This window comes from Nitrospirillum karajorum (genome assembly GCF_036348415.1).
In the GTDB taxonomy this organism is placed as follows: domain Bacteria; phylum Pseudomonadota; class Alphaproteobacteria; order Azospirillales; family Azospirillaceae; genus Nitrospirillum; species Nitrospirillum amazonense_B.
Map to the genome: position 1 here is coordinate 197,725 of NZ_JAZBQB010000003.1, position 18,651 is coordinate 216,375.

Genomic DNA, 18,651 nt, shown 5'->3' on the forward strand with positions numbered 1-18,651 from the left:
CTTGTTATGTTCTAATCCGGAGTCGGCCGCCCGGTCAAGATGAGTCGACACCCCAAAATCGGACTATCCGGAATCGACAGCGCCGATTGACGCTCCCGGCCGCCTCCTATATGAAACGTATACGTTCCGTATATTGGAGAGCCCCATGGGCATCGTGAAGATCGACGACGACCTGCATGAGGAGGTGCGCAAGGCCAGCACCGTGCTGTGCCGGTCCATCAACGCCCAGGCCGAATACTGGATGAAGATCGGCATGCTGGCGGAGGCCAACCCCACCCTGTCGCTGAACGACATCCTGCGCATCCAGTTGAAGATGGCCTCCGTCCACCTGGAAGCGGAACCCCATCAACTGGAACCCACCCCATAATGGTCAAGCGCCCCGACGAGATCGAAAAGCTAGGGGAGGCCGGGCGCCTGTTGGCCAGCGTCTTCCACATGCTGGACGACATGCCCCTGGCCGGCCTCAGCACGCTGGAGGTCAACGACCGGGTCGAGGACTACATCGTCAACCAGTTGCACGCCCGCCCCGCCAGCAAGGGGCAGTACGGCTATGGCTACGTCCTCAATTGCTCCCGCAACGAGGTCGTCTGCCACGGCGTGCCCTCCGCCACCGACATCCTGGCGGACGGCGACATCGTCAACTTCGACATCACGCTGGAGAAGAACGGCTACATCGCCGATTCCAGCAAGACCTACCTGATCGGCGACGTCGCCCCTGCCGCGCGGCGCCTGGTGCAGACGACGTACGAGGCGCTGTGGCACGGCATTCGCCAGGTGCGCCCCGGCGCCCACCTGGGCGACATCGGCCATGTCATCGAGCGCCACGCCAAGCGCAACGGCTACACCGTGGTGCGGGAGTATTGCGGCCACGGCATCGGCCGGGAGATGCACGAGGACCCGCAGATCCTGCATTTCGGCAAGCCGGGCACGGGCATGCGGCTGAAGGAAGGCATGGTCTTCACCATCGAGCCCATGCTGAACCAGGGCGCCGCCCAGGTGGAAACCAAGGACGACGGCTGGTCGGTGGTGACGGTGGACGGCAGGCTGTCCGCCCAGTTCGAGCACACCGTGGCCGTCACCGCCACCGGCGTGCGCGTCCTGACCCTGCGCGCGGAGGAAAGAAAGAGGCGGGCGGGCTTATAGGGGCTAGACCCTGAAAGGATTGATGATGCGCAGCCGGCCGGCGACCTCCAAACCATGCTGCATGTCTTCCGACCACAGTGTGTCGCAACCCGCCTGCAGCGCAGCAGCAACAATCATGGCGTCATAAAGCGACAATCCATATCGCTCCGCCACGTCCAAGCCGGTCTCATGGATCTCAACCGTCATCGGCCGTACGCTGAGCAAGGCGCGCGTCACGTCCAGCAAGTCCCGAACCTCCGGCCATGACAGCCTCATCTTCCGCCGGGCGACATTCGCCAATTCGTTCAGCACCTGCACACTGATCACCCCGCCCTCCCGCATCAAGGCCTCCGCGCGGTCCGCCTTGCCGCTATCGGCGGAGACGAGATAGACCAGGACGTTGGTGTCGAAGAAGCTAGCGGGCATTGGCGTCATCGCGGTCGAACTTGAAGTCGGCCGGCAGACGCCCCCTGTAGGCGCGCAATCGTTTCAGCAGTTCTTCCCGCCCAGGCTTGCGGGCGACGGTTAATTCACGGCTGTCGGCGATGTGGATTTCAATCTCGTCGCCTTCCTTCAGTTCCAGGGCCTCGACCACAGCGGCAGGAAGGCGGACGGCCAAGCTGTTACCCCACTTCGCGACCTGCATGACATTCTCCCGGATATACAGACCATCAATGTGTATCCAGGCCATGCATTGATCAAGCCCTGGAATGCGTTAGGGGTTCCCTATGGCGCAAATTGGATATTATATATTATTTATAAACCGCCGCACCCTGGGGGACGCTTGCCATGCCTGACCTGACCCGCCGCCGCCTGCTGGCCACCGCCGCCACGCTGCCCACCCTTGGGGCCGCGCTGAGCACGGTCCCGACCGGTGTCCCGTCGGCGATGGCGGCACCCGCACAGGTCACAGCGGCCCCCCCTGCCCCCGTGCCCGCCGACCTGGCCCCGCGCGAGCGGCTGCGCATGAACGACGGCTGGCGCTTCCATCTGGGCCATGCCGCCGACCCGCTGCAGGATTTCGGCTTCGGCGCCGACCGCAGCACCTACGCCAAGTCCGGCGACCTCAGCGCCCCGGTGGCCAAGGCCGATTTCGATGACAAGGATTGGGCCGCCGTCACCCTGCCGCACGACTGGGCGGTGGACCTGCCCTTCACCCAGGCGCGGCTGCCGGGCAAGGAGGCGGCGGAGGCCATGGCCTACCAGGGCTTCAAGCCCCTGGGTCGGCAGTTTCCCGAAACCAGCGTCGGCTGGTACCGCCGCAGCTTCACCCTGCCCACCAGCGACGCCGGGCGCCGCCTGTCGCTGGAGTTCGACGGGGTCGCCCGCAACTGCCTGGTGGTGCTGAACGGCTTCATCGTCGCCACCAACGAAAGCGGCTACGCCCCCTTCCGCGTGGACATCACCGATTTCGCCAACATCGGCGCCGCCAACACCCTGGTCATCCGGGTGGACGCCACCCTGGGCGAGGCCTGGTCGTATGAGGGCGCCGGCCTCTACCGTCACGTCTGGCTGGTGAAGACCGCCCCAGCCCATGTGCCGCAGTGGGGCACCTTCGTGCGCAGCACGGTGACACCCGGCGGCGCCGACCTCACCATCACCACCGAGTTGGCCAATGAGGGCCCGGCGGCGGAGATCAGAGTCCGCAGCACCGTGCTGGACCCCGATGGCAAGCCCGCCCTGCAACTAGACGCCCCGCCGGTGACGCTCTCCGCCTGGGACACCGGCGCCGTGACGCAGACCGCCACCCTGGCATCGCCCGCCCTGTGGTCGCTGGAGGCGCCCAACCTCCACACCCTGGTGACGGAGGTCAGCGTGAGCGGGGTGGTGGTCGACCGCTATCACACGCCTTTCGGCATCCGTACCCTGCGCTTCGACGCCAACCAGGGCTTTTTCCTGAACGGCCGGCCAGTGAAGGTGAAGGGCACCTGCAACCACCAGGACCATGCCGGCGTGGGCTTCGCCGTGCCCGACAGCCTGCATGCCTATCGCGTGGAGCGGCTGAAGGAGATGGGCGCCAACGCCTGGCGCACCACCCACCACCCACCGGCGCCAGCCCTGCTGGACGCCTGCGACCGGCTGGGCATCCTGGTGATGGAGGAAACCCGCCAGATGTCCAGCAACCCGGAAGGCATGAGCCAGTTGGAGCGCATGGTGAGGCGCGACCGCAACCGCCCCTCCGTCTTCCTGTGGAGCATCGGCAACGAGGAAATCCACCGCGGCACGGAACAGGGGGCCCGCATCGCCGCCAGCATGAAGCGCGCCGTGCACCGCCTGGACGGCACCCGCCCGATCACGGAGGCGTTCAACGGCAAGTTCGGCCAGGGCGCCAGCCCGGTGCTGGACGTCATGGGCTTCAACTACTACCTGGATGAGATCGACGCCTTCCACGCCCGTTTCCCCAACCAGCCCATGATCGGCACGGAAACGGCCAGCACCGTCTGCACCCGCGGCGTCTATGCCCACGACGACGCCCGCCACTACGTCCCCGCCTATGACACCGAGTACCCCAAGTGGGCCAGCACGGCGGAACAGTGGTGGACCTTCTATGACAGCCGCCCCTTCCTCTCCGGCGGCTTCGCCTGGACGGGCTTCGACTATCGCGGGGAACCGACGCCCTTCATCGACTGGCCCAACACCGTGTCCAACTTCGGCATCCTGGACCTGTGCGGCTTTCCCAAGGACAACTACCACTATTACCGCGCCTGGTGGCGGCCGGATCAGCCGCACCTGCACCTGTTCCCGCACTGGACCTGGCCGGGGCGGGAGGGCCAGGACATCGCCGTCTGGTGCCACAGCAACCTGGACGCGGTGGAGCTGTTCGTGAACGGCCGCAGCCTGGGGCGCAAGGACGTCACCCGCAACCGTCACCTGGAATGGACCGTGCCCTACCAGCCGGGCGCCATCGAGGCCCACGGCTACAAGGACGGCCGCCGCGTCCTGACCCAGCGGCAGGAAACCGCCGGCCCGGCCCACGCCCTGACCCTGGCCGCCGACCGCGTCACGCTGTTGGCAGATGGCGACGACGTGGCGGTGCTGTCGGCCAGCGTGGTCGACGCCAAGGGCCGCCTGGTGCCCGATGCCGACACCCTCGTCACCTTCACCCTAGAGGGCAGCGCCCGCCTGCTGGGCGTGGGCAACGGCGACCCCACCAGCCTGGAGCCCGACCACGCCCCCTATCGCAAGGCCTTCAAGGGCCTGTGCGGCGCCATCGTGCAGACGGGCCGCCAAGCCGGCACGGTGCGCGTGACCGCCAAGGCCGAGGGGCTGAAGGCAGCCACGGTGGAACTGTCGCTGGAAAAGGCGGCGCTGGTGCCGAGCGTCGGCCCAGCCTGACGCCACCAGCCTGTGACGATGCATGAACACCCGGGCGCGGCATTGGCGCCGCGCCCGGGTATCGCCCCCCCAAGGCTCAGAACGGCGCGTCGATGTCGACCACGTCGATCAGCTTGTGGTTCACGAACTCCTTGATGCCCAGGCCCAGCAATTCGCGGCCGTAGCCGGAACGGCGGATGCCGCCGAAGGGCAGGTCGGCCTTCACCATGGTCGGGTGGTTGACGAAGACCATGCCGGTGGAGATGCGGGCCGCCACCGCTGCCCCGCGCTGGGTGTCGCGGGTGAAGACGGAGCCACCCAGGCCAAAGGGGGAGTCGTTGGCGATGCGCACCGCGTCATCCTCATCCTTGGCGCGGAACAGCATGGAGACGGGGCCGAAGAATTCCCAGTAGCGGGCGGGGTTGTCCTCCCCCACCTCCGTCAGGATGGTGGGCTGGACGAAGGCGCCCTGGTTGGGGACCTTGGGGCCCACTTCCGTCGCCTTGGCGCCGTAGGCCACCGCCTCGCGGATTTTCTCCTTCACCTCATCGGCGGCCCCTTGCGATGACAGGGGCGCCAGGGTGGTCGCGGTGTCGAAGGGGTCGCCCGCCTTCAGCCCGGCGACGCCGTTGATGTAGCGGTCCAGGAACTGGTCATAGACCTCATCCACGATGATCATGCGCTTGGAGGAGACGCAGACCTGGCCGCCGTTCCAATGCCGGCCGAACACCGCCCACTTGACGGTTTTTTCCATGTCGGCGTCCGCCAGCACGACGAAGGCGTCGGCCCCGCCCAATTCCATGGTGGACTTCTTCAGCGCCTTGCCCGCCTGGGCCGCGATCACGGCCCCCGCCGCTTCCGATCCTGTCAGGGCCACGCCGTGGACGCGCGGGTCGTTCAGGATGCGCTCGATCTGGTGGCGGGTGGCATACAGGTTCTTGAACGCCCCGTCGGGCAGGCCCGCCTGGCGCATCAGCCCCTCGAACGCGGCGGCGCACTGCGGCACGTTGGAGGCGTGCTTCAGCAGCATCGTGTTCCCGGCGGACAGCTGCGGGGCGATGATGCGGGCGATCTGGTAATAGGGGAAGTTCCACGGCTCGATGGCCAGCAGCACGCCCAGCGGCTCGCACACCAGCACGGCCTCACCCTCCGCCGGGTCGGCCACCGGCAGTTTCTCCGGCGCCAGCAGCGCCTCCGCCTTCTCGGCATAATATTCGAAGATGCGGGCGGACAGCTCCACCTCCGCCTTCGCCTCGGTGAACAGCTTGCCCATCTCCAGCGTCAGCAGCCGGGCATAGGCGTCGGCCTCGGCGCGCAGGATGTCGGCCGCCTTCTGCATGATGCCGGCGCGGTGGGCGAAGGGCGTTTCCCGCCAGGCCAGGAAGGCGGCGTGGGCGTCCGACAGGGCGCGGTCGACCTCCGCGTCGGTGGCGTCGGGAAAGGTCTTCAGCAGGTCACCGGTATAGGGATTGGTGGTCGCGTACGGCATGGCGTCATCCTCCGTTGCTGGCCGGCACATTCGTCCCGGCCACCCCCATCGGAGCACCCCGTCCGGTTTGGGACCATGACGTGGGTCAAGGGTGTGGTTGGCATCGGGGGAACCCGCGGTATGGCGACCGTCCCGCCCCCACATCCGCGCGGGGTAGCCCCCCACCCCGGCACCTTGCATTCGACCAGCGGCGCGGCTAGCTTCCGCCCCACAAGACGACGGGTGCAGCGCCGGCTTAAGATCGGCGGGAATCCCGCCTTCCCCGGCCTCCAACGATTGGATTTGCGGCCCCCATGAAGTCCGCCGTCATCGTCTTTCCCGGTTCCAACTGTGAACGGGACATCGCCGTGGCCCTGGAACAGGTTTCCGGCCACAAGACCTTCCACGCCTGGCACCGCGACACCGACCTGCCCGAGGTCGACGTCATCGCCGTTCCCGGCGGCTTTTCCTATGGCGACTATCTGCGCTGCGGCGCCATGGCCGCCAACTCCCCCGTCATGCGGGTGGTGAAGGAACGGGCCGCCAAGGGCGTCAAGGTCATCGGTGTCTGCAACGGCTTCCAGATCCTGACGGAGGCGGGGCTGCTGCCCGGCGCGCTGATCCGCAACCAGTCGCTGAAGTACATCTGCAAGACGGTGGACCTGAAGGTGGAGAATACCGACAGCCCCTTCACCCGCCACTACACCCCGGGCCAGCACATCGGCATTCCGGTTGGCCATGGCGAGGGCAACTACGTGGCGGATGAGGAGACGCTGAAGCGCCTGGAAGGCGAGGGCCGCGTGGCCTTCCGCTACACCGACGCCAACGGCGTGGTGAACGCGGCCGGCAACCCCAACGGCGCCACCAACAACATCGCCGGCATCTTCAACGAGACGCGCACCGTCCTGGGCATGATGCCCCACCCCGAACGCGCCTTTGACCCGCAGCACGGCAACACCGATGGCCGCGCTCTGTTTACCAGCCTGCTGGAGAGCCTGTCGTGAGCGTCACCCACACCCCTGACCGCGAACCGAAGGTGACCGCCGAGCTGGCGGCCGAGCACGGCCTGAAGCCCGACGAATACGCCAGCATGCTGGAAAGCGTGGGCCGCACGCCCACCCTGACGGAACTGGGCATCTATTCCGTCATGTGGTCGGAGCATTGCTCCTACAAGTCCTCCCGCGTGTGGCTGAAGAAGCTGCCGACGACGGCGCCCTGGGTCATCTGCGGCCCCGGTGAGAACGCCGGCGTCATTGACATCGGCGACGGCCAGGCCGCCATCTTCAAGATGGAAAGCCACAACCACCCCAGCTTCATCGAGCCCTACCAGGGTGCGGCGACCGGCGTGGGCGGCATCCTGCGCGACGTCTTCACCATGGGCGCCCGCCCCGTGGCCAACCTGAACGCCCTGCGCTTCGGCGAGCCCGCCAACCCAAAGACCCGCCACCTGGTGGCGGGCGTGGTGGCCGGTATCGGCGGCTATGGCAACTGCGTGGGCGTGCCCACCGTGGGCGGCGAGACCAACTTCCACAAGGCGTACAACGGCAACTGCCTGGTCAACGCCATGACCGTGGGCGTGGCCCAGACGGACAAGATCTTCTATTCCAAGGCCGCCGGCGTGGGTAAGCCCGTGGTGTACGTGGGATCGAAGACCGGCCGGGACGGCATCCACGGCGCCACCATGTCCTCCGCCGAGTTCACCGAGGACAGCGAGGCCAAGCGCCCGACGGTGCAGGTGGGCGACCCCTTCACCGAGAAGCTGCTGATCGAAGCCTGCCTGGAGCTGATGGCCACCGACGCCATCGTCGCCATCCAGGACATGGGCGCCGCCGGCCTCACCTCCTCCTCCGTCGAGATGGCGGGCAAGGGCGGCCTGGGCATCGACCTGGATCTCGACGCCGTTCCCCAGCGCGAAGCCGGCATGACCCCGTATGAGATCATGCTGTCGGAAAGCCAGGAGCGCATGCTCATGATCCTGGAGCCCGGCCGCGAGGAAGAGGCCAAGCGCATCTTCGACAAGTGGGAACTGGACTTCGCCGTCATCGGCAAGCTGACGGACAACGGCCGCATGGTCATCCGCATGCACGGCCACACCTGGTGCGACGTGGAGCTGGCGCCCCTGTTCGACAAGGCGCCGCTGTATAACCGCCCGACGGAGCCGACCCCGCCGCAGGCCGAGATCGCCGCGGCGGAGGCCCCGCTGAAGGCGTCGGCCCGCGACACCCTGCTGGCCCTGATGGGCACGCCGGACCTGGCATCCCGCCGCTGGATTTGGGAGCAGTACGACAGCCAGGTGGGTGCCGACACCATGATCGGCCCGGGTGGCGACGCCGCCCTGGTGCGGGTGCACGGCACGCCCAAGGCGCTGGCCATGACCACCGATTGCACCCCGCGCTACTGCTACGCCGACCCGGTGCGCGGCGGCGCCCAGGCGGTGGCCGAGGCCTACCGCAACATCATCACCGTGGGCGCCCTGCCCCTGGCCATCACCGACAACATGAACTTCGGCAACCCGGAGAAGCCCCGCATCATGGGGCAGTTCGCCGGCTGCATCGAAGGTATGGCGGAGGCCTGCCGCGTCCTGGACTTCCCCGTCGTGTCGGGCAACGTCAGCCTGTACAACGAGACCAACGGCGAAGGCATCCTGCCCACCCCCGCCATCGGCGGCGTGGGCCTGCTGACGGACAGCACCCTGGCCATCGGCAGCGGCTTCAAGGCCGAAGGGGACGTGGTCCTGCTGCTGGGTGAGACGAACGGCCATGTCGGCCAGTCGCTGTACCTGCGTGAGGTCCACGGCCGTGAGGAAGGCGCCCCGCCGCCGGTGGACCTGGCGGCCGAGCGCCGTGCCGGCGACCTGGTGCGCGGCCTGATCGAGGCCCGCAAGCTGACCGCCTGTCATGACCTGGCCGACGGCGGCCTGGCCGTGGGGCTGGCGGAGATGGCCCTGCGTGGCAAGAAGGGTGTGGCCCTGACCGGCCTGGAGGCGGCGGACGCCGGCCTGCTGTTCGGTGAGGACCAGGGCCGTTACCTGATCACCGCCGCCGCCGGCGATGTGGCCGCGGTCACCGACGCCGCCAAGGCCGCCGGTGTACCCGTCACCACCCTGGGCACGGTGGGCGGCGACGCCATCATCGGCCTGGGCGGCGGCGCCCTGGCACTGGCCGACCTGCGCGCGGTGCACGAAGGCTGGCTGCCCAGCTACATGGCCGGCGACGCCTAAGCAAATGGGAGCGCTGGCATGACTTATTCATGCCAGCGTAGCCCGCGACCGCGGGCGCCGGAGATTTCCGGGAAGCGTCAGCGGACTGGAAATCGAGGATAGCCAAGAGGCGGATGCCCCGCCGGCGCCTGAGGGAACATAGAAAGGGAATAACTTATGGCCATGGACGCCTCTGAAATCGAGCGCCTGATCCGGGAAGGCATTCCGGGCGCCGAGGTGCGGATCGAAGACCTGCGGGGCGACGGCGACCATTACGCCGCCTACGTCACCGCCGCGGCCTTCAAGGGCAAGAGCCGGGTGGCGCAGCACCAGATGGTGTACGCGGCCCTGGGCGGGCGCATGGGCAATGAGCTGCATGCCCTGGCCCTGACCACGGCGGCCACGCAGGACTGATCCGCAGCCCTTGCGGGGCGATGCGCCGGCTATTCCCTCTGGACAGACGGCCGTCGCGCGCTCATTTATGACAGGTGAAGTTGTTTGGTGAACCGGTTGACCGCTCGCGGTATCCTGGGCACCGGCAGCACCGGCGGGACCAGTCGCCGGTTTGGGTTAGACCGCCAACCGCCGCCCTAGCACCGCGACGGCACGGCACCAGAGGATCGATCGTACATGGACAAGACCGTCGAAGAGCGCATCCGCCGCGACATCACCGAGAACGACGTCGTGCTCTACATGAAGGGCACACCCGTTTTCCCGCAGTGCGGCTTTTCCGCCGCCGTCGTGCAGGTGCTGAGCCACCTGGGCGTGAAGTTCAAGGGTATCGACATCCTGGTCGATCCGGCCCTGCGCCAGGGCATCAAGGAATTCACCAATTGGCCGACCATCCCGCAGCTGTATGTGAAGGGTGAGTTCCTGGGCGGCTGCGACATCGTCCGCGACATGTATGAGTTGGGCGAGCTGGTGCAGTTGCTGGCTGAGAAGGGCATCGCCGCCCAGGCCGCCGCCTGACCGAACCGCATATCGGATTGACAAAGGGCCGCCCCGGGACACCGGGCGCGGTCCTTTGGCTTTCTGCGGGTCAGCGCGGCGCGGGGATTACGCCGCAGACCGGCTCACCAGACCGGCTCAATGGAAAATCAGATAGATGATGATCAGGACCGGTAACGGCACCCCCAGCAGCCATAAAAGCGCGTAACGCATCGCCGTGACCTCCTCATTTTTCGGTTTTTGCTCAATCAAGTCTTGAGGCCGGCCCCCACGACTGGGCCAAGCCACAACCGGAACGTCGCAAGCATCGATATTGTTCCCAGACGGGCGGCCGATCGTTGGAACCGGGACGGGAACACCGCCGTTTAAGCCTGGCTATCCCGTTTCATTTCAGATGATGTCGGCCCGGAGATATAGGATGGGAAAAAACGCCTGGATGCGTAATGGCTTCGATAGTTGGCTGCTGGGCGTGGAGGCACTGCAGGTCATCACCCTGCGCACCCTGAAATTGGCGGCCGGCGGGGCCGCCGCCCAGACGGAGGCGCAGCGCATGGTGCATGAGAAGATCGCCGCCGGCCTGGACCTGCAGATGCGGGCCCTGACCGGCGGCCTGGGCGTGACCGCCGATGGCGCTACCGCCAAGGTGCTGGCGCACTACCGCCGCAAGGTGCGCGCCAATCGCCGACGCCTGAGCAAGGTGGCAAGCTAGAGCTGGCTGCGCAAAAACCAGGCGCAGCCAGCTCTCGCTGAGTCTGTCCCACGAGCAGCTTCACGCCCAAAGGCGATTCCACCTTTGGGCGATCTGCTCTAGAGATTATCGTCTAAGCCCGCACGGCCTGGCACAGCCGGGCCCATCCCTTACCCATCTCGCGCAGGGCGCTGTACCAGCGTTCCCGCAGGCGCCACAAAGGGCCCGGCCGGGAGGGGGCATCCAGATAGCCCAGGGACAACAGCGTCGGCTCGATCAGCCGCAGCACCTGGCGGCGCTGGCGGCGGTGGCGATGGTGCTTGCCGATGGTGCCCTTGCGGACAGATGCCGCGCGCGCGGTCAACGCTGCCTCATCCGGCGCCAGCCCCATGAAGCCGAGAATGCGCCGCGAGGTGGGGAGGAAGTCCTGGCACAGGTCCTCATACCGGACCTCCAGGTAGCGCCCCTGCAACATGGCGCCATAGGTGCGCCCCACTTCCACGGAATTCAGCCAATGCAAGGCGTTGTAGATGTGAGGCCGCCGGACATAGGCGCGGTTGGTCATGGACAGGCCGCGCCAGCCCTGGATGTCGCCATTGTTGAAGTAGACCTTGCGCCAGAACCGGGCCTGCGGCGGCACATGGTCGCTGAACGCCACATCCAGGCCATCGCGCAGCAGATGGATGAAACGTGCCCTTGGGAAGACGGCGGCGATGATGGGAACGATGTATGTCGTTTCGCACAGCTTCCACCCCCAGGGGGAGTGTCCGTCATAGCCCTCCAGATGCTCCATCATCGCCGTGACGAACAAGGCCTCCAAGTCCACGGGCCAGTCCTGGTCCCACAGCGCCTGGTAATCGGGGTAATAATCTTCGACCAGACGCTCCACCAGGGGCAGGATGGCCATGGCGTCGTTGGATTCATTCAGCCGGCCGCCAATGAAAACGCTTTGGTCCTCCAGCATCTGGGCCAGCAGCCGACTACCAGAATGCGACTTGTTGTAGACGATGACCGGTGCTGGCAAGTCGGCGAAGCGGCGCCGCAGCCGATCTATCGTGCCGCCGCTGCCAACGACCGGCCCCACGCGGCCGGAAACCATCCTGCCGCTGCGGCTTTGACTATTCCAATTCTTGGCATAGGCGTTCGACAAGACGCTGACCTCATCGCAGTGATTGGACGAACGACAACACCCCGGGACAATCCAGGAGACGCTGCGTCCACAAGTCACAGGTACTTTTTGTGACTTTGCTGTTACGGATAAGGATGAAGATCCCTGCGTCAACTTGACCAGATAAAACGTATTATTTTTGGTAGACTAGGTCATATTCCGAAATCGATTAGATATATGACGAATCCGACAATCGTCATATAACAGATGAATATTTACTCACCATTTTTGCAATCATCATTCAATAGGACCTGAGCCCGCATCTCTGAGACGCCACCATCCCGTGCGCCCTATGGTTGTCCAATGAGGTGCTGGGTTGAACATACTGGCCGGCCCCGCCTTGCTGATATGCATCAAGGCGGTTGACCGTAAGGGGCGCAGTCTGGGGGAACCCAACCACCGCCCACCGGTGTGCCCCCATGCCCAGCGACGCCCATGCCCCGATCGCCGGCACCCCTGTTTCCGGGCTGACCGCCACGGAGGCCGCGCGGCGGCTGGCGGCCAACGGCTATAACGAACTGCCCCGCCCCAACCGGCGTCCCCTGCCCCGTATCCTGCTGGATATCCTGGCGGAGCCGATGTTCGCGCTGCTGATGGTCAGCGCCCTCATCTACCTGCTGCTGGGAGACCTGCGCGAGGGCCTCATGCTGCTGGCGTTCGCCACGGCATCGGTCGGCATCGCCGCCGCGCAGGAGAGCCGCAGCGAACGGGTGCTGGATGCCCTGCGCACCCTGACCAGTCCCCGCGCCCAGGTTGTGCGGGATGGCGTGCGGCTGCGCATTCCCGGCCGGGAGGTGGTGCCTGGCGATGTCGTTTTCATCGAGGAAGGCGACCGGGTGCCCGCGGACATCCATCTGATCTCCGCCCAGGACCTGGAGATCGACAAATCCCTGCTGACCGGCGAGTCCCTGCCGGTGCGCAAGCGGCCCGCCAGCACCGCCGCCGCCGAGGCGGTCGCCCCCGGCGGCGATGACCTGCCGGTGGCCTTTTCCGGCACGCTGGTGGTGCGCGGGCGGGGATGCGGCGTCACGACGGCCACCGGCCGCGAGAGCGAGATCGGCAGGATCGGCGCCGCCCTGGGCGGCATCCATCCGGAACCCACGCGCCTGAACCGGCAGACGCGGCGGCTGGTCCGGGGCGTCGCCGTGGCCGGCCTGACCGTCAGCCTACTGGTCATGGCGCTGTACGGATTGGTGAGGGGGGATTGGCTGCAAGGGATCCTGGCCGGCCTGGCCGTGGCCATGTCGATGATCCCGGAAGAATTTCCCCTGGTGCTGACCGTGTTCATGGTCATGGGGGCCTGGCGCCTGTCGCGGGCCCGGGTGCTGACCCGCCGCGCGGCGGCCATCGAAGCGCTGGGCGCCGCGACCGTGCTATGCACCGACAAGACCGGCACCCTGACGCAGAACCGCATGGCGATCACGGAGGTGCGGGACGCCGCCGACCTGACGCACGGCCTGGACCCGCGAAGCGATCACCCGGCGAACGTCATCCACGCCTTGATCCGGCATGGCATCCTGGCCAGCGCGCAAACCCCCGCCGACCCCATGGACCGCGCCTTTCACGCCCTGGGGCGGGAGTTGGACATGTCCCAGGCGGGACCGTCCTGGACCCTGGTGAAGGAATACGGGCTGGAGCCGGGGTTGCCGGCGATCACCCAGGTCTGGCAGGCGGATCCGGAAACCAACGCCATCGTGGCCATCAAAGGCGCGCCGGAGGCCGTGGCGGCACTGTGCCGCCTGGACGGGACCACCCACGCGGCGATGCTCAGCGCGGTGGACACCATGGCCCGGAACGGCATGCGCGTCCTGGCCGTGGCGGGGGGCGAGGCGCCGAACCCGCCACCCGCCGACCGCCGGGAATATTCCTGCCGCCTGCTGGGCCTGGTCGGCTTCAGCGACCCGCTGCGCGCCGAGGTGCCGGCGGCCGTGCGCGACTGCCTGTCGGCCGGTATCCGGGTGGTCATGATCACGGGCGACTACCCGGAAACCGCCCGAGCCATCGCCGCCCAGGCCGGCCTGCCCATCGCCCCGCTGGTCACCGGCGCGGATCTGGACCGTCTATCGCCTGGGGAGCAGGCGGTGCGCATCCGCGAGGCCGCCCTGTTCGCCCGCACCCAGCCGACGCACAAGCTGACCATCGTCAAGGCCCTGCAGGGGAACGGCCAGATCGTGGGCATGACCGGGGACGGCGTGAACGACGCGCCGTCGCTGAAGGCCGCGGATATCGGCATCGCCATGGGCGGCCGTGGCACCGACGTGGCGCGCGAGGCGGCCTCCCTGGTGCTGCTGGACGACGATTTCGGGTCCATCGTCCAGACCATCCGCCTGGGACGGCGCATCTACGACAATTTGCGCAAGGCCATGGGCTATATCGTGGCCATCCATGTGCCCATCGCCGGCCTGGCCCTGTTGCCGCTGGTGCTGGACCTGCCCCTGCTGCTGACCCCGGTGCACATCGCCTTCCTGGAAATGGTGATCGACCCCGTGTGCTCCATCGTTTTCGAGGCGGAGCGGTCGGAGGCGGACAGCATGCGCCGGCCCCCACGGCCCCCGAACAGCCCGCTGTTCTCGCGCGCGCTGCTGATGTGGAGCCTGCTGCAGGGAACCATCGCGTTCGGCACGGTCGCCCTGCTGTTTGTCGGGGCGCTGCGCGGTGGACTGCCGACGGAAGAGGCGCGGGCCTTGGCCTTCGTCGCCCTGGTGCTGGTCAATTTCGGCCTGGTGCTGGTCAACCGCTCCTTCAGCGCCTCCCTCCTCAGGGCGGTGACGCGCCCCAACCCCACGCTGTGGACGGTGGCCGGGGTGATGGGCGCTGTGCTGGCGGTGACCCTGGCCTGGCCGCCGGCGGCGGCCCTGTTCGCCTTCGCGCCGCTGCCCGCCCATGACGTGGCCATCACCCTGGGGGCGGCGGCCGCCCTGGTCCTGGCCCTGGAGGCGATCAAGCCCCTATGGGCCAAACAGCTACGCCTTTGATTGAAAAAATGGAGGAAGCCATGGACGCTACACCCACAGCCCACTACAGCGGCGCCATGAAGGGGTTCCACTGGCTGGTCGTGGTTTTGCTGGCGGTGCAGTACACGCTGGGCTGGACCATGCCGGAACTGCGCCGGGGCATGCCGCCGGAAGGGTTGGTCAACCTGCACCTGTCGTTCGGCGTCGCCATCGGCGCCGTGATGGCGCTGCGTCTGGGCTGGCGGCTGCGGACGCCCCAGCCCGCCGCCGATCCCCGCCTGCCGGCCTGGCAGCACAAGGCGGCGGCGGCGGTGCATGGGCTGCTGTACCTGCTGGTCTTCACCCTGGTGCTGACCGGCTGGGCCGACGCGTCGCGGCGCGGCTGGCCGGTGACGCTGTTCGGCGCCCTGGACCTGCCGGCGCTGGTGGCCACGGGGTCAAGCCTGGGGCGGACGCTGGGCGAACTGCATGAGGCTCTGGTGACCGTGCTGCTGGTGCTGATCGGCCTGCATGTCGCCGCCGTCGCCGTCCATGTCGTGCTGTGGCGCGACCGCGTCCTGGAGCGCATGCTGCCCCGCCGGACATGACACGGACGCCAAATAGAAAAGGCCGCGTCCCGAGGGACGCGGCCTGATCTTTCCGGTTCCGGAAGGAGCCTGGATTAGCGGGAGTAGTACTCGACCACCAGGTTCGGTTCCATGGTCACCGGGTACGGGACGTCGGCCAGGTTCGGGGCGCGGACGAAAGTGCCCTTCAGCGCGCCGGTGTCGACCTGCACGTACTCGGGGATGTCGCGCTCACCCGAAGCGACGGACTCCAGGATGATGGCGAACTGCTTGGCCTTCTGGCGCACTTCGATGGTGTCGCCGTCCTTCACGCGGTAGGAGGCGATGTTCAGGCGCTTGCCGTTCACCAGGATGTGGCCGTGGTTGATGATCTGACGCGCGGCGAACGGGGTCGGCGCGAACTTCATGCGGTAGACCACGGCGTCCAGACGACGCTCCAGCAGCTGGATCAGGTTCTCGCCGGTGTCGCCACGACGACGGACGGCTTCCTGGTAGATGCGGCGGAACTGACGCTCGCCGATGTTGGCGTAGTAGCCCTTCAGCTTCTGCTTGGCCATCAGCTGCAGGCCGAAGTCGGACGGCTTCTTGCGGCGCTGGCCGTGCTGGCCGGGGCCGTATTCGCGGCGGTTGACCGGGCTCTTGGCACGGCCCCACAGGTTGACGCCAAGGCGGCGGTCAATCTTATACTTGGACTCTAAACGCTTGCTCATCTCTAAGCTCCAGCTGCCGCTGACGCGGCTTGTTGTCCCGGTAGTTCCATGGCGTCCTGCCAATCAGGCCCCACGGACGGGGACAAGGGGAGAGATCCCCCGGACCCGCCTTCCCGGGAAGGGAAGGCCGGCACTATAAGCAGCGCGCCGGCCAAGTCAACGGAAACCACAAGTCTCCCACGCGCGCTGTTGCACGGGGGCCATGCGGGGACGATCCGGCGCCTCCCCCTATTCCGCCGCCCGGCTGGAACGATCCTCGGCCACCACGGCGCGCACCGCGTCCAGCACCGGGCCCGGTTCGGTCCTGACCAGCCAGTCGGGGCTGACATCGGCATAGCGCACCACGCCGTCGCGGCCCAGCACCACCACCGTGGGCATGGGCAACTCCCAGGTGCCGGTGCCCGTGACCTCGCCCAACGACGAGCCCTTGGCCAACTGGCTGGCCTGTGAGGCGGCGTTGGCGGTGAAGACGATGCCAAGGCGGCGGGCCAGGGCGTTGTCGCGATCGCTGGCCACGGTGAAGGTCAGGTCGTGGCGGCGCTTGATATCGACCAGGCGCTCCGGCACCTGGGGGCTGACCGCCACCAGTTGGGCGCCCAGCGCGCGCAGGCCTGGCTCCAGATGGCGCTGGTAATAGGGCAGCGCGATGTTACAGGCGGGACAGGTGGCGAAGCGGAAGAAGACCAGCACCACCGGCCCGCGCGCCAGCAGCGCGCCCAGGTGCAGCGTGCCGCCCTCCACATCCAGCAGCACCTCGCCCACCAGCCGGTCACCCGGCCGGACGAAGGCGGCGCGGTCCGCCGTCTCCACCAATTCGCGCCGCTGGTCGATGTTGATCTGCAACTGGGCCGGATCCATGGTCGCCACCCGGTGGGCGTGCAGGTCGGCGAACAGCTGGTTCAACGTGGGCTCGGCGGCGGCTTCGGTGAGGGCGGATTGGCTCATGGCTTTAGGCTCCCGGGGTTTGAAGGATTGCCGCCACTGTGCCAGCGGCGGCGACCTGAAAAACCCGAGGAATCCTTGAGCGTCTTATTGGCCGGGATGAAGTGGCCCCATCAGTGGCCTTGGGCCCGCTGGCGCTGAATCTCTTTCAGTTCCATCTCCGCCAGGGCATTGCCGGGCAGCACCGTGAGGCAGCGCCGATAGGTCGCCTCGGCTTCATCCAGGCGGCCCATGGCGGCGTAGGTGCTGCCCAGGCCATAAAAGGCGTCGGCCGTTTCCTGCGGTCTGGTTTCCGGCGGCGACAGGTCGGCCACGTCCACCGCTGCCCGGTAGGCCTCCTGCGCCTGAGGCAACTTGCGCTGGGCCTTGTAGGCGGCCCCCAACTGCAACAGGACAGCGGCGTTGGCGGGCGACAGGGTCCGCGCCCGCTCCAGCCCCGCCTGCGCCCCCGCCGGGTCATCCAGGGTCATCAATTCACGGCCCCGGTAGACATAGGCCAAGACCAGCCCCGCCTCCACCACCCGCGCCGGCTGATGGGTGCGCACCGCGTCCTGCATATAGCCGGTCGCCTCCCCCATGCCGCGGGCACAGTAGAGGCGCCCCGGCACCGCCTTGTAGCGTCGTTCATAAGCGGCGATGACCGGGTTGAAATAGCCATCCACCGCCCGCCGGGCATCCCCCGCCCGCACCGCCAGCAACCCCTCCATCAAAGCCTTGCCCAACACCGGGTCAGGGGTCAGATCGGCGGTTGGAAAGGAAGGGGCGGGCAAGGAGGGGGTGGCCGATGGGGCTGTGACGGACGGGGCGCCCGTCTGGCCCGCCGGCGCCCCGGCGCAGGCGGCACAAGCCAGCAAGGCCAGGATCGCCAAGGGCTGGCTGTCACCGCCCCGCATCTTCAATGGACCTGCGCCTGCTTAGCCTTCTGCTGCACCACGTAATCCAGCTCATGTTTGGCGTAGGCATCCTGCGGGTTCTTCGCCAGGCACTGCTTATAAATGGCCTCAGCCTCATCCAGCTTGCCGGTCTCGGAGTAGACGAAGGCGATGCCGTGGAGGGCCTTCATCTCGTCCGTGGCCTTGGCCTGAGGCAACGAGAAAGCGGCGGAATGTTCCTTGGCCGCTTGATACGTCTCCAGCGCCAAGGGCCAGTTCTTCTCGGATTTGTACAGGTTCGCCAGTTCGATCAGGAACTGGGGATTATAGGGTGACAGGTCGCGGGCGTGCTCCAGGCTGGCCTTGGCGCCGGGGAGGTCCTGCAGCTCCACCTGCGCATAGCCCTTCAGGAAATAGGCGATGGCCCAGTTGGGCGCCACGGCGATGGCCGACTGTTTCTGGCTGGCCGCCAGCACCATGTAGGCGAGGACCTCCGCAGGCGTGCTGCCACAATAAACCTTTTCCTTGCGCTCCTTGTAGCGCGTCTCGTAGGTCGCGATCACCTGATCATAGGATGCGATGGCTTGGCGCGGTTGGCCTGAGCGCATGGCCTGCACCCCCTCCCTCAGCACGCGCACCATGGCCTGGTCCTCGGCGTCCTCAGCCGCCTTTTGAGAATCCGCTGGCGCCGGGGCCGCC

Annotated in this window: 18 protein-coding genes; 10 read left to right on the plus strand and 8 right to left on the minus strand. The window is 67.2% G+C overall.

Annotation, left to right across the window (positions count from 1 at the left end):
• The first annotated feature begins 145 nt into the window (after positions 1-145).
• Both UCD39_RS14550 and map read left to right on the plus strand, forming a co-directional pair.
• Positions 146-367, plus strand: coding sequence for a ParD-like family protein (locus UCD39_RS14550; protein ID WP_330496693.1), 222 nt, complete (start codon positions 146-148; stop codon positions 365-367).
• A complete protein-coding gene (gene map, locus UCD39_RS14555) occupies positions 367-1,143 on the plus strand; it encodes a type I methionyl aminopeptidase (protein ID WP_330496694.1) in 777 nt (258 codons plus the stop codon). Before UCD39_RS14550 ends, map begins: the two co-directional genes overlap by 1 nt.
• 3 nt (positions 1,144-1,146) lie before the next feature.
• On the opposite strand, the gene UCD39_RS14560 is transcribed toward map, so the two are convergent.
• The gene (locus UCD39_RS14560) at positions 1,147-1,548 is read right to left on the minus strand and encodes a PIN domain-containing protein (protein ID WP_330496695.1); all 402 of its coding nucleotides are present in this window, start codon (positions 1,546-1,548) and stop codon (positions 1,147-1,149) included.
• Positions 1,538-1,768 carry an AbrB/MazE/SpoVT family DNA-binding domain-containing protein gene (locus UCD39_RS14565; RefSeq protein WP_330496696.1) on the minus strand — a complete coding sequence of 77 codons (231 nt, stop codon included), beginning with the start codon at positions 1,766-1,768 and terminating at the stop codon, positions 1,538-1,540. Before UCD39_RS14565 ends, UCD39_RS14560 begins: the two co-directional genes overlap by 11 nt.
• 143 nt (positions 1,769-1,911) lie before the next feature.
• Here UCD39_RS14565 and galA point away from each other — a divergent pair, with 143 nt between their 5' ends.
• The gene (gene galA / locus UCD39_RS14570; RefSeq protein ID WP_330496698.1) at positions 1,912-4,458 is read left to right on the plus strand and encodes a beta-galactosidase GalA; all 2,547 of its coding nucleotides are present in this window, start codon (positions 1,912-1,914) and stop codon (positions 4,456-4,458) included.
• A gap of 76 nt (positions 4,459-4,534) precedes the next feature.
• Here galA and UCD39_RS14575 read toward each other — a convergent pair whose 3' ends face one another.
• Positions 4,535-5,926, minus strand: coding sequence for an NAD-dependent succinate-semialdehyde dehydrogenase (locus tag UCD39_RS14575; RefSeq protein WP_330496699.1), 1,392 nt, complete (start codon positions 5,924-5,926; stop codon positions 4,535-4,537).
• 293 nt (positions 5,927-6,219) lie between these two features.
• Here UCD39_RS14575 and purQ point away from each other — a divergent pair, with 293 nt between their 5' ends.
• From purQ to UCD39_RS14600, 5 genes are all read left to right on the plus strand, one after another.
• A complete protein-coding gene (purQ, locus tag UCD39_RS14580; protein ID WP_330496700.1) occupies positions 6,220-6,909 on the plus strand; it encodes a phosphoribosylformylglycinamidine synthase subunit PurQ in 690 nt (229 codons plus the stop codon).
• A complete protein-coding gene (purL, locus tag UCD39_RS14585) occupies positions 6,906-9,125 on the plus strand; it encodes a phosphoribosylformylglycinamidine synthase subunit PurL (protein ID WP_330496701.1) in 2,220 nt (739 codons plus the stop codon). Before purQ ends, purL begins: the two co-directional genes overlap by 4 nt.
• A 156-nt stretch (positions 9,126-9,281) precedes the next feature.
• On the plus strand, positions 9,282-9,518 hold the full coding sequence (locus UCD39_RS14590) for a BolA family protein (protein ID WP_040846404.1): 237 nt from the start codon (positions 9,282-9,284) through the stop codon (positions 9,516-9,518).
• Between the two features lie 216 nt (positions 9,519-9,734).
• Entirely contained in the window at positions 9,735-10,073 is a 339-nt protein-coding gene (grxD, locus tag UCD39_RS14595) for a Grx4 family monothiol glutaredoxin (protein WP_330496702.1), read from the plus strand.
• 415 nt (positions 10,074-10,488) lie between these two features.
• Positions 10,489-10,761, plus strand: a complete 273-nt coding sequence (locus tag UCD39_RS14600) for a hypothetical protein (protein ID WP_330496703.1) — start codon at positions 10,489-10,491, stop codon at positions 10,759-10,761.
• 112 nt (positions 10,762-10,873) lie between these two features.
• Here UCD39_RS14600 and UCD39_RS14605 read toward each other — a convergent pair whose 3' ends face one another.
• Positions 10,874-11,824 (minus strand): sulfotransferase family protein, encoded by a 951-nt coding sequence (locus UCD39_RS14605; RefSeq protein WP_330496704.1) that lies wholly within the window; start codon positions 11,822-11,824, stop codon positions 10,874-10,876.
• Positions 11,825-12,327: 503 nt separating this feature from the next.
• Between UCD39_RS14605 and UCD39_RS14610 the strand changes: the two genes are divergently transcribed.
• Both UCD39_RS14610 and UCD39_RS14615 read left to right on the plus strand, forming a co-directional pair.
• A complete protein-coding gene (locus tag UCD39_RS14610; RefSeq protein ID WP_330496705.1) occupies positions 12,328-14,883 on the plus strand; it encodes a cation-translocating P-type ATPase in 2,556 nt (851 codons plus the stop codon).
• A gap of 20 nt (positions 14,884-14,903) precedes the next feature.
• A complete protein-coding gene (locus tag UCD39_RS14615) occupies positions 14,904-15,449 on the plus strand; it encodes a cytochrome b (protein WP_330496706.1) in 546 nt (181 codons plus the stop codon).
• Positions 15,450-15,523: 74 nt separating this feature from the next.
• Here the strand turns inward: UCD39_RS14615 and rpsD are convergent, their stop codons facing one another.
• From rpsD to UCD39_RS14635, 4 genes are all read right to left on the minus strand, one after another.
• Positions 15,524-16,138, minus strand: coding sequence for a 30S ribosomal protein S4 (rpsD, locus tag UCD39_RS14620; protein ID WP_330496707.1), 615 nt, complete (start codon positions 16,136-16,138; stop codon positions 15,524-15,526).
• A gap of 228 nt (positions 16,139-16,366) precedes the next feature.
• Positions 16,367-17,083: a peroxiredoxin-like family protein gene (locus tag UCD39_RS14625; RefSeq protein WP_330496708.1), complete on the minus strand. Its 717-nt coding sequence runs from the start codon at positions 17,081-17,083 to the stop codon at positions 16,367-16,369.
• 110 nt (positions 17,084-17,193) lie between these two features.
• Positions 17,194-17,973 (minus strand): tetratricopeptide repeat protein, encoded by a 780-nt coding sequence (locus tag UCD39_RS14630; RefSeq protein WP_330496709.1) that lies wholly within the window; start codon positions 17,971-17,973, stop codon positions 17,194-17,196.
• Positions 17,974-17,975: 2 nt separating this feature from the next.
• Positions 17,976-18,593: a tetratricopeptide repeat protein gene (locus UCD39_RS14635; protein ID WP_330496710.1), complete on the minus strand. Its 618-nt coding sequence runs from the start codon at positions 18,591-18,593 to the stop codon at positions 17,976-17,978.
• Between the last annotated feature and the right edge of the window lie 58 nt (positions 18,594-18,651).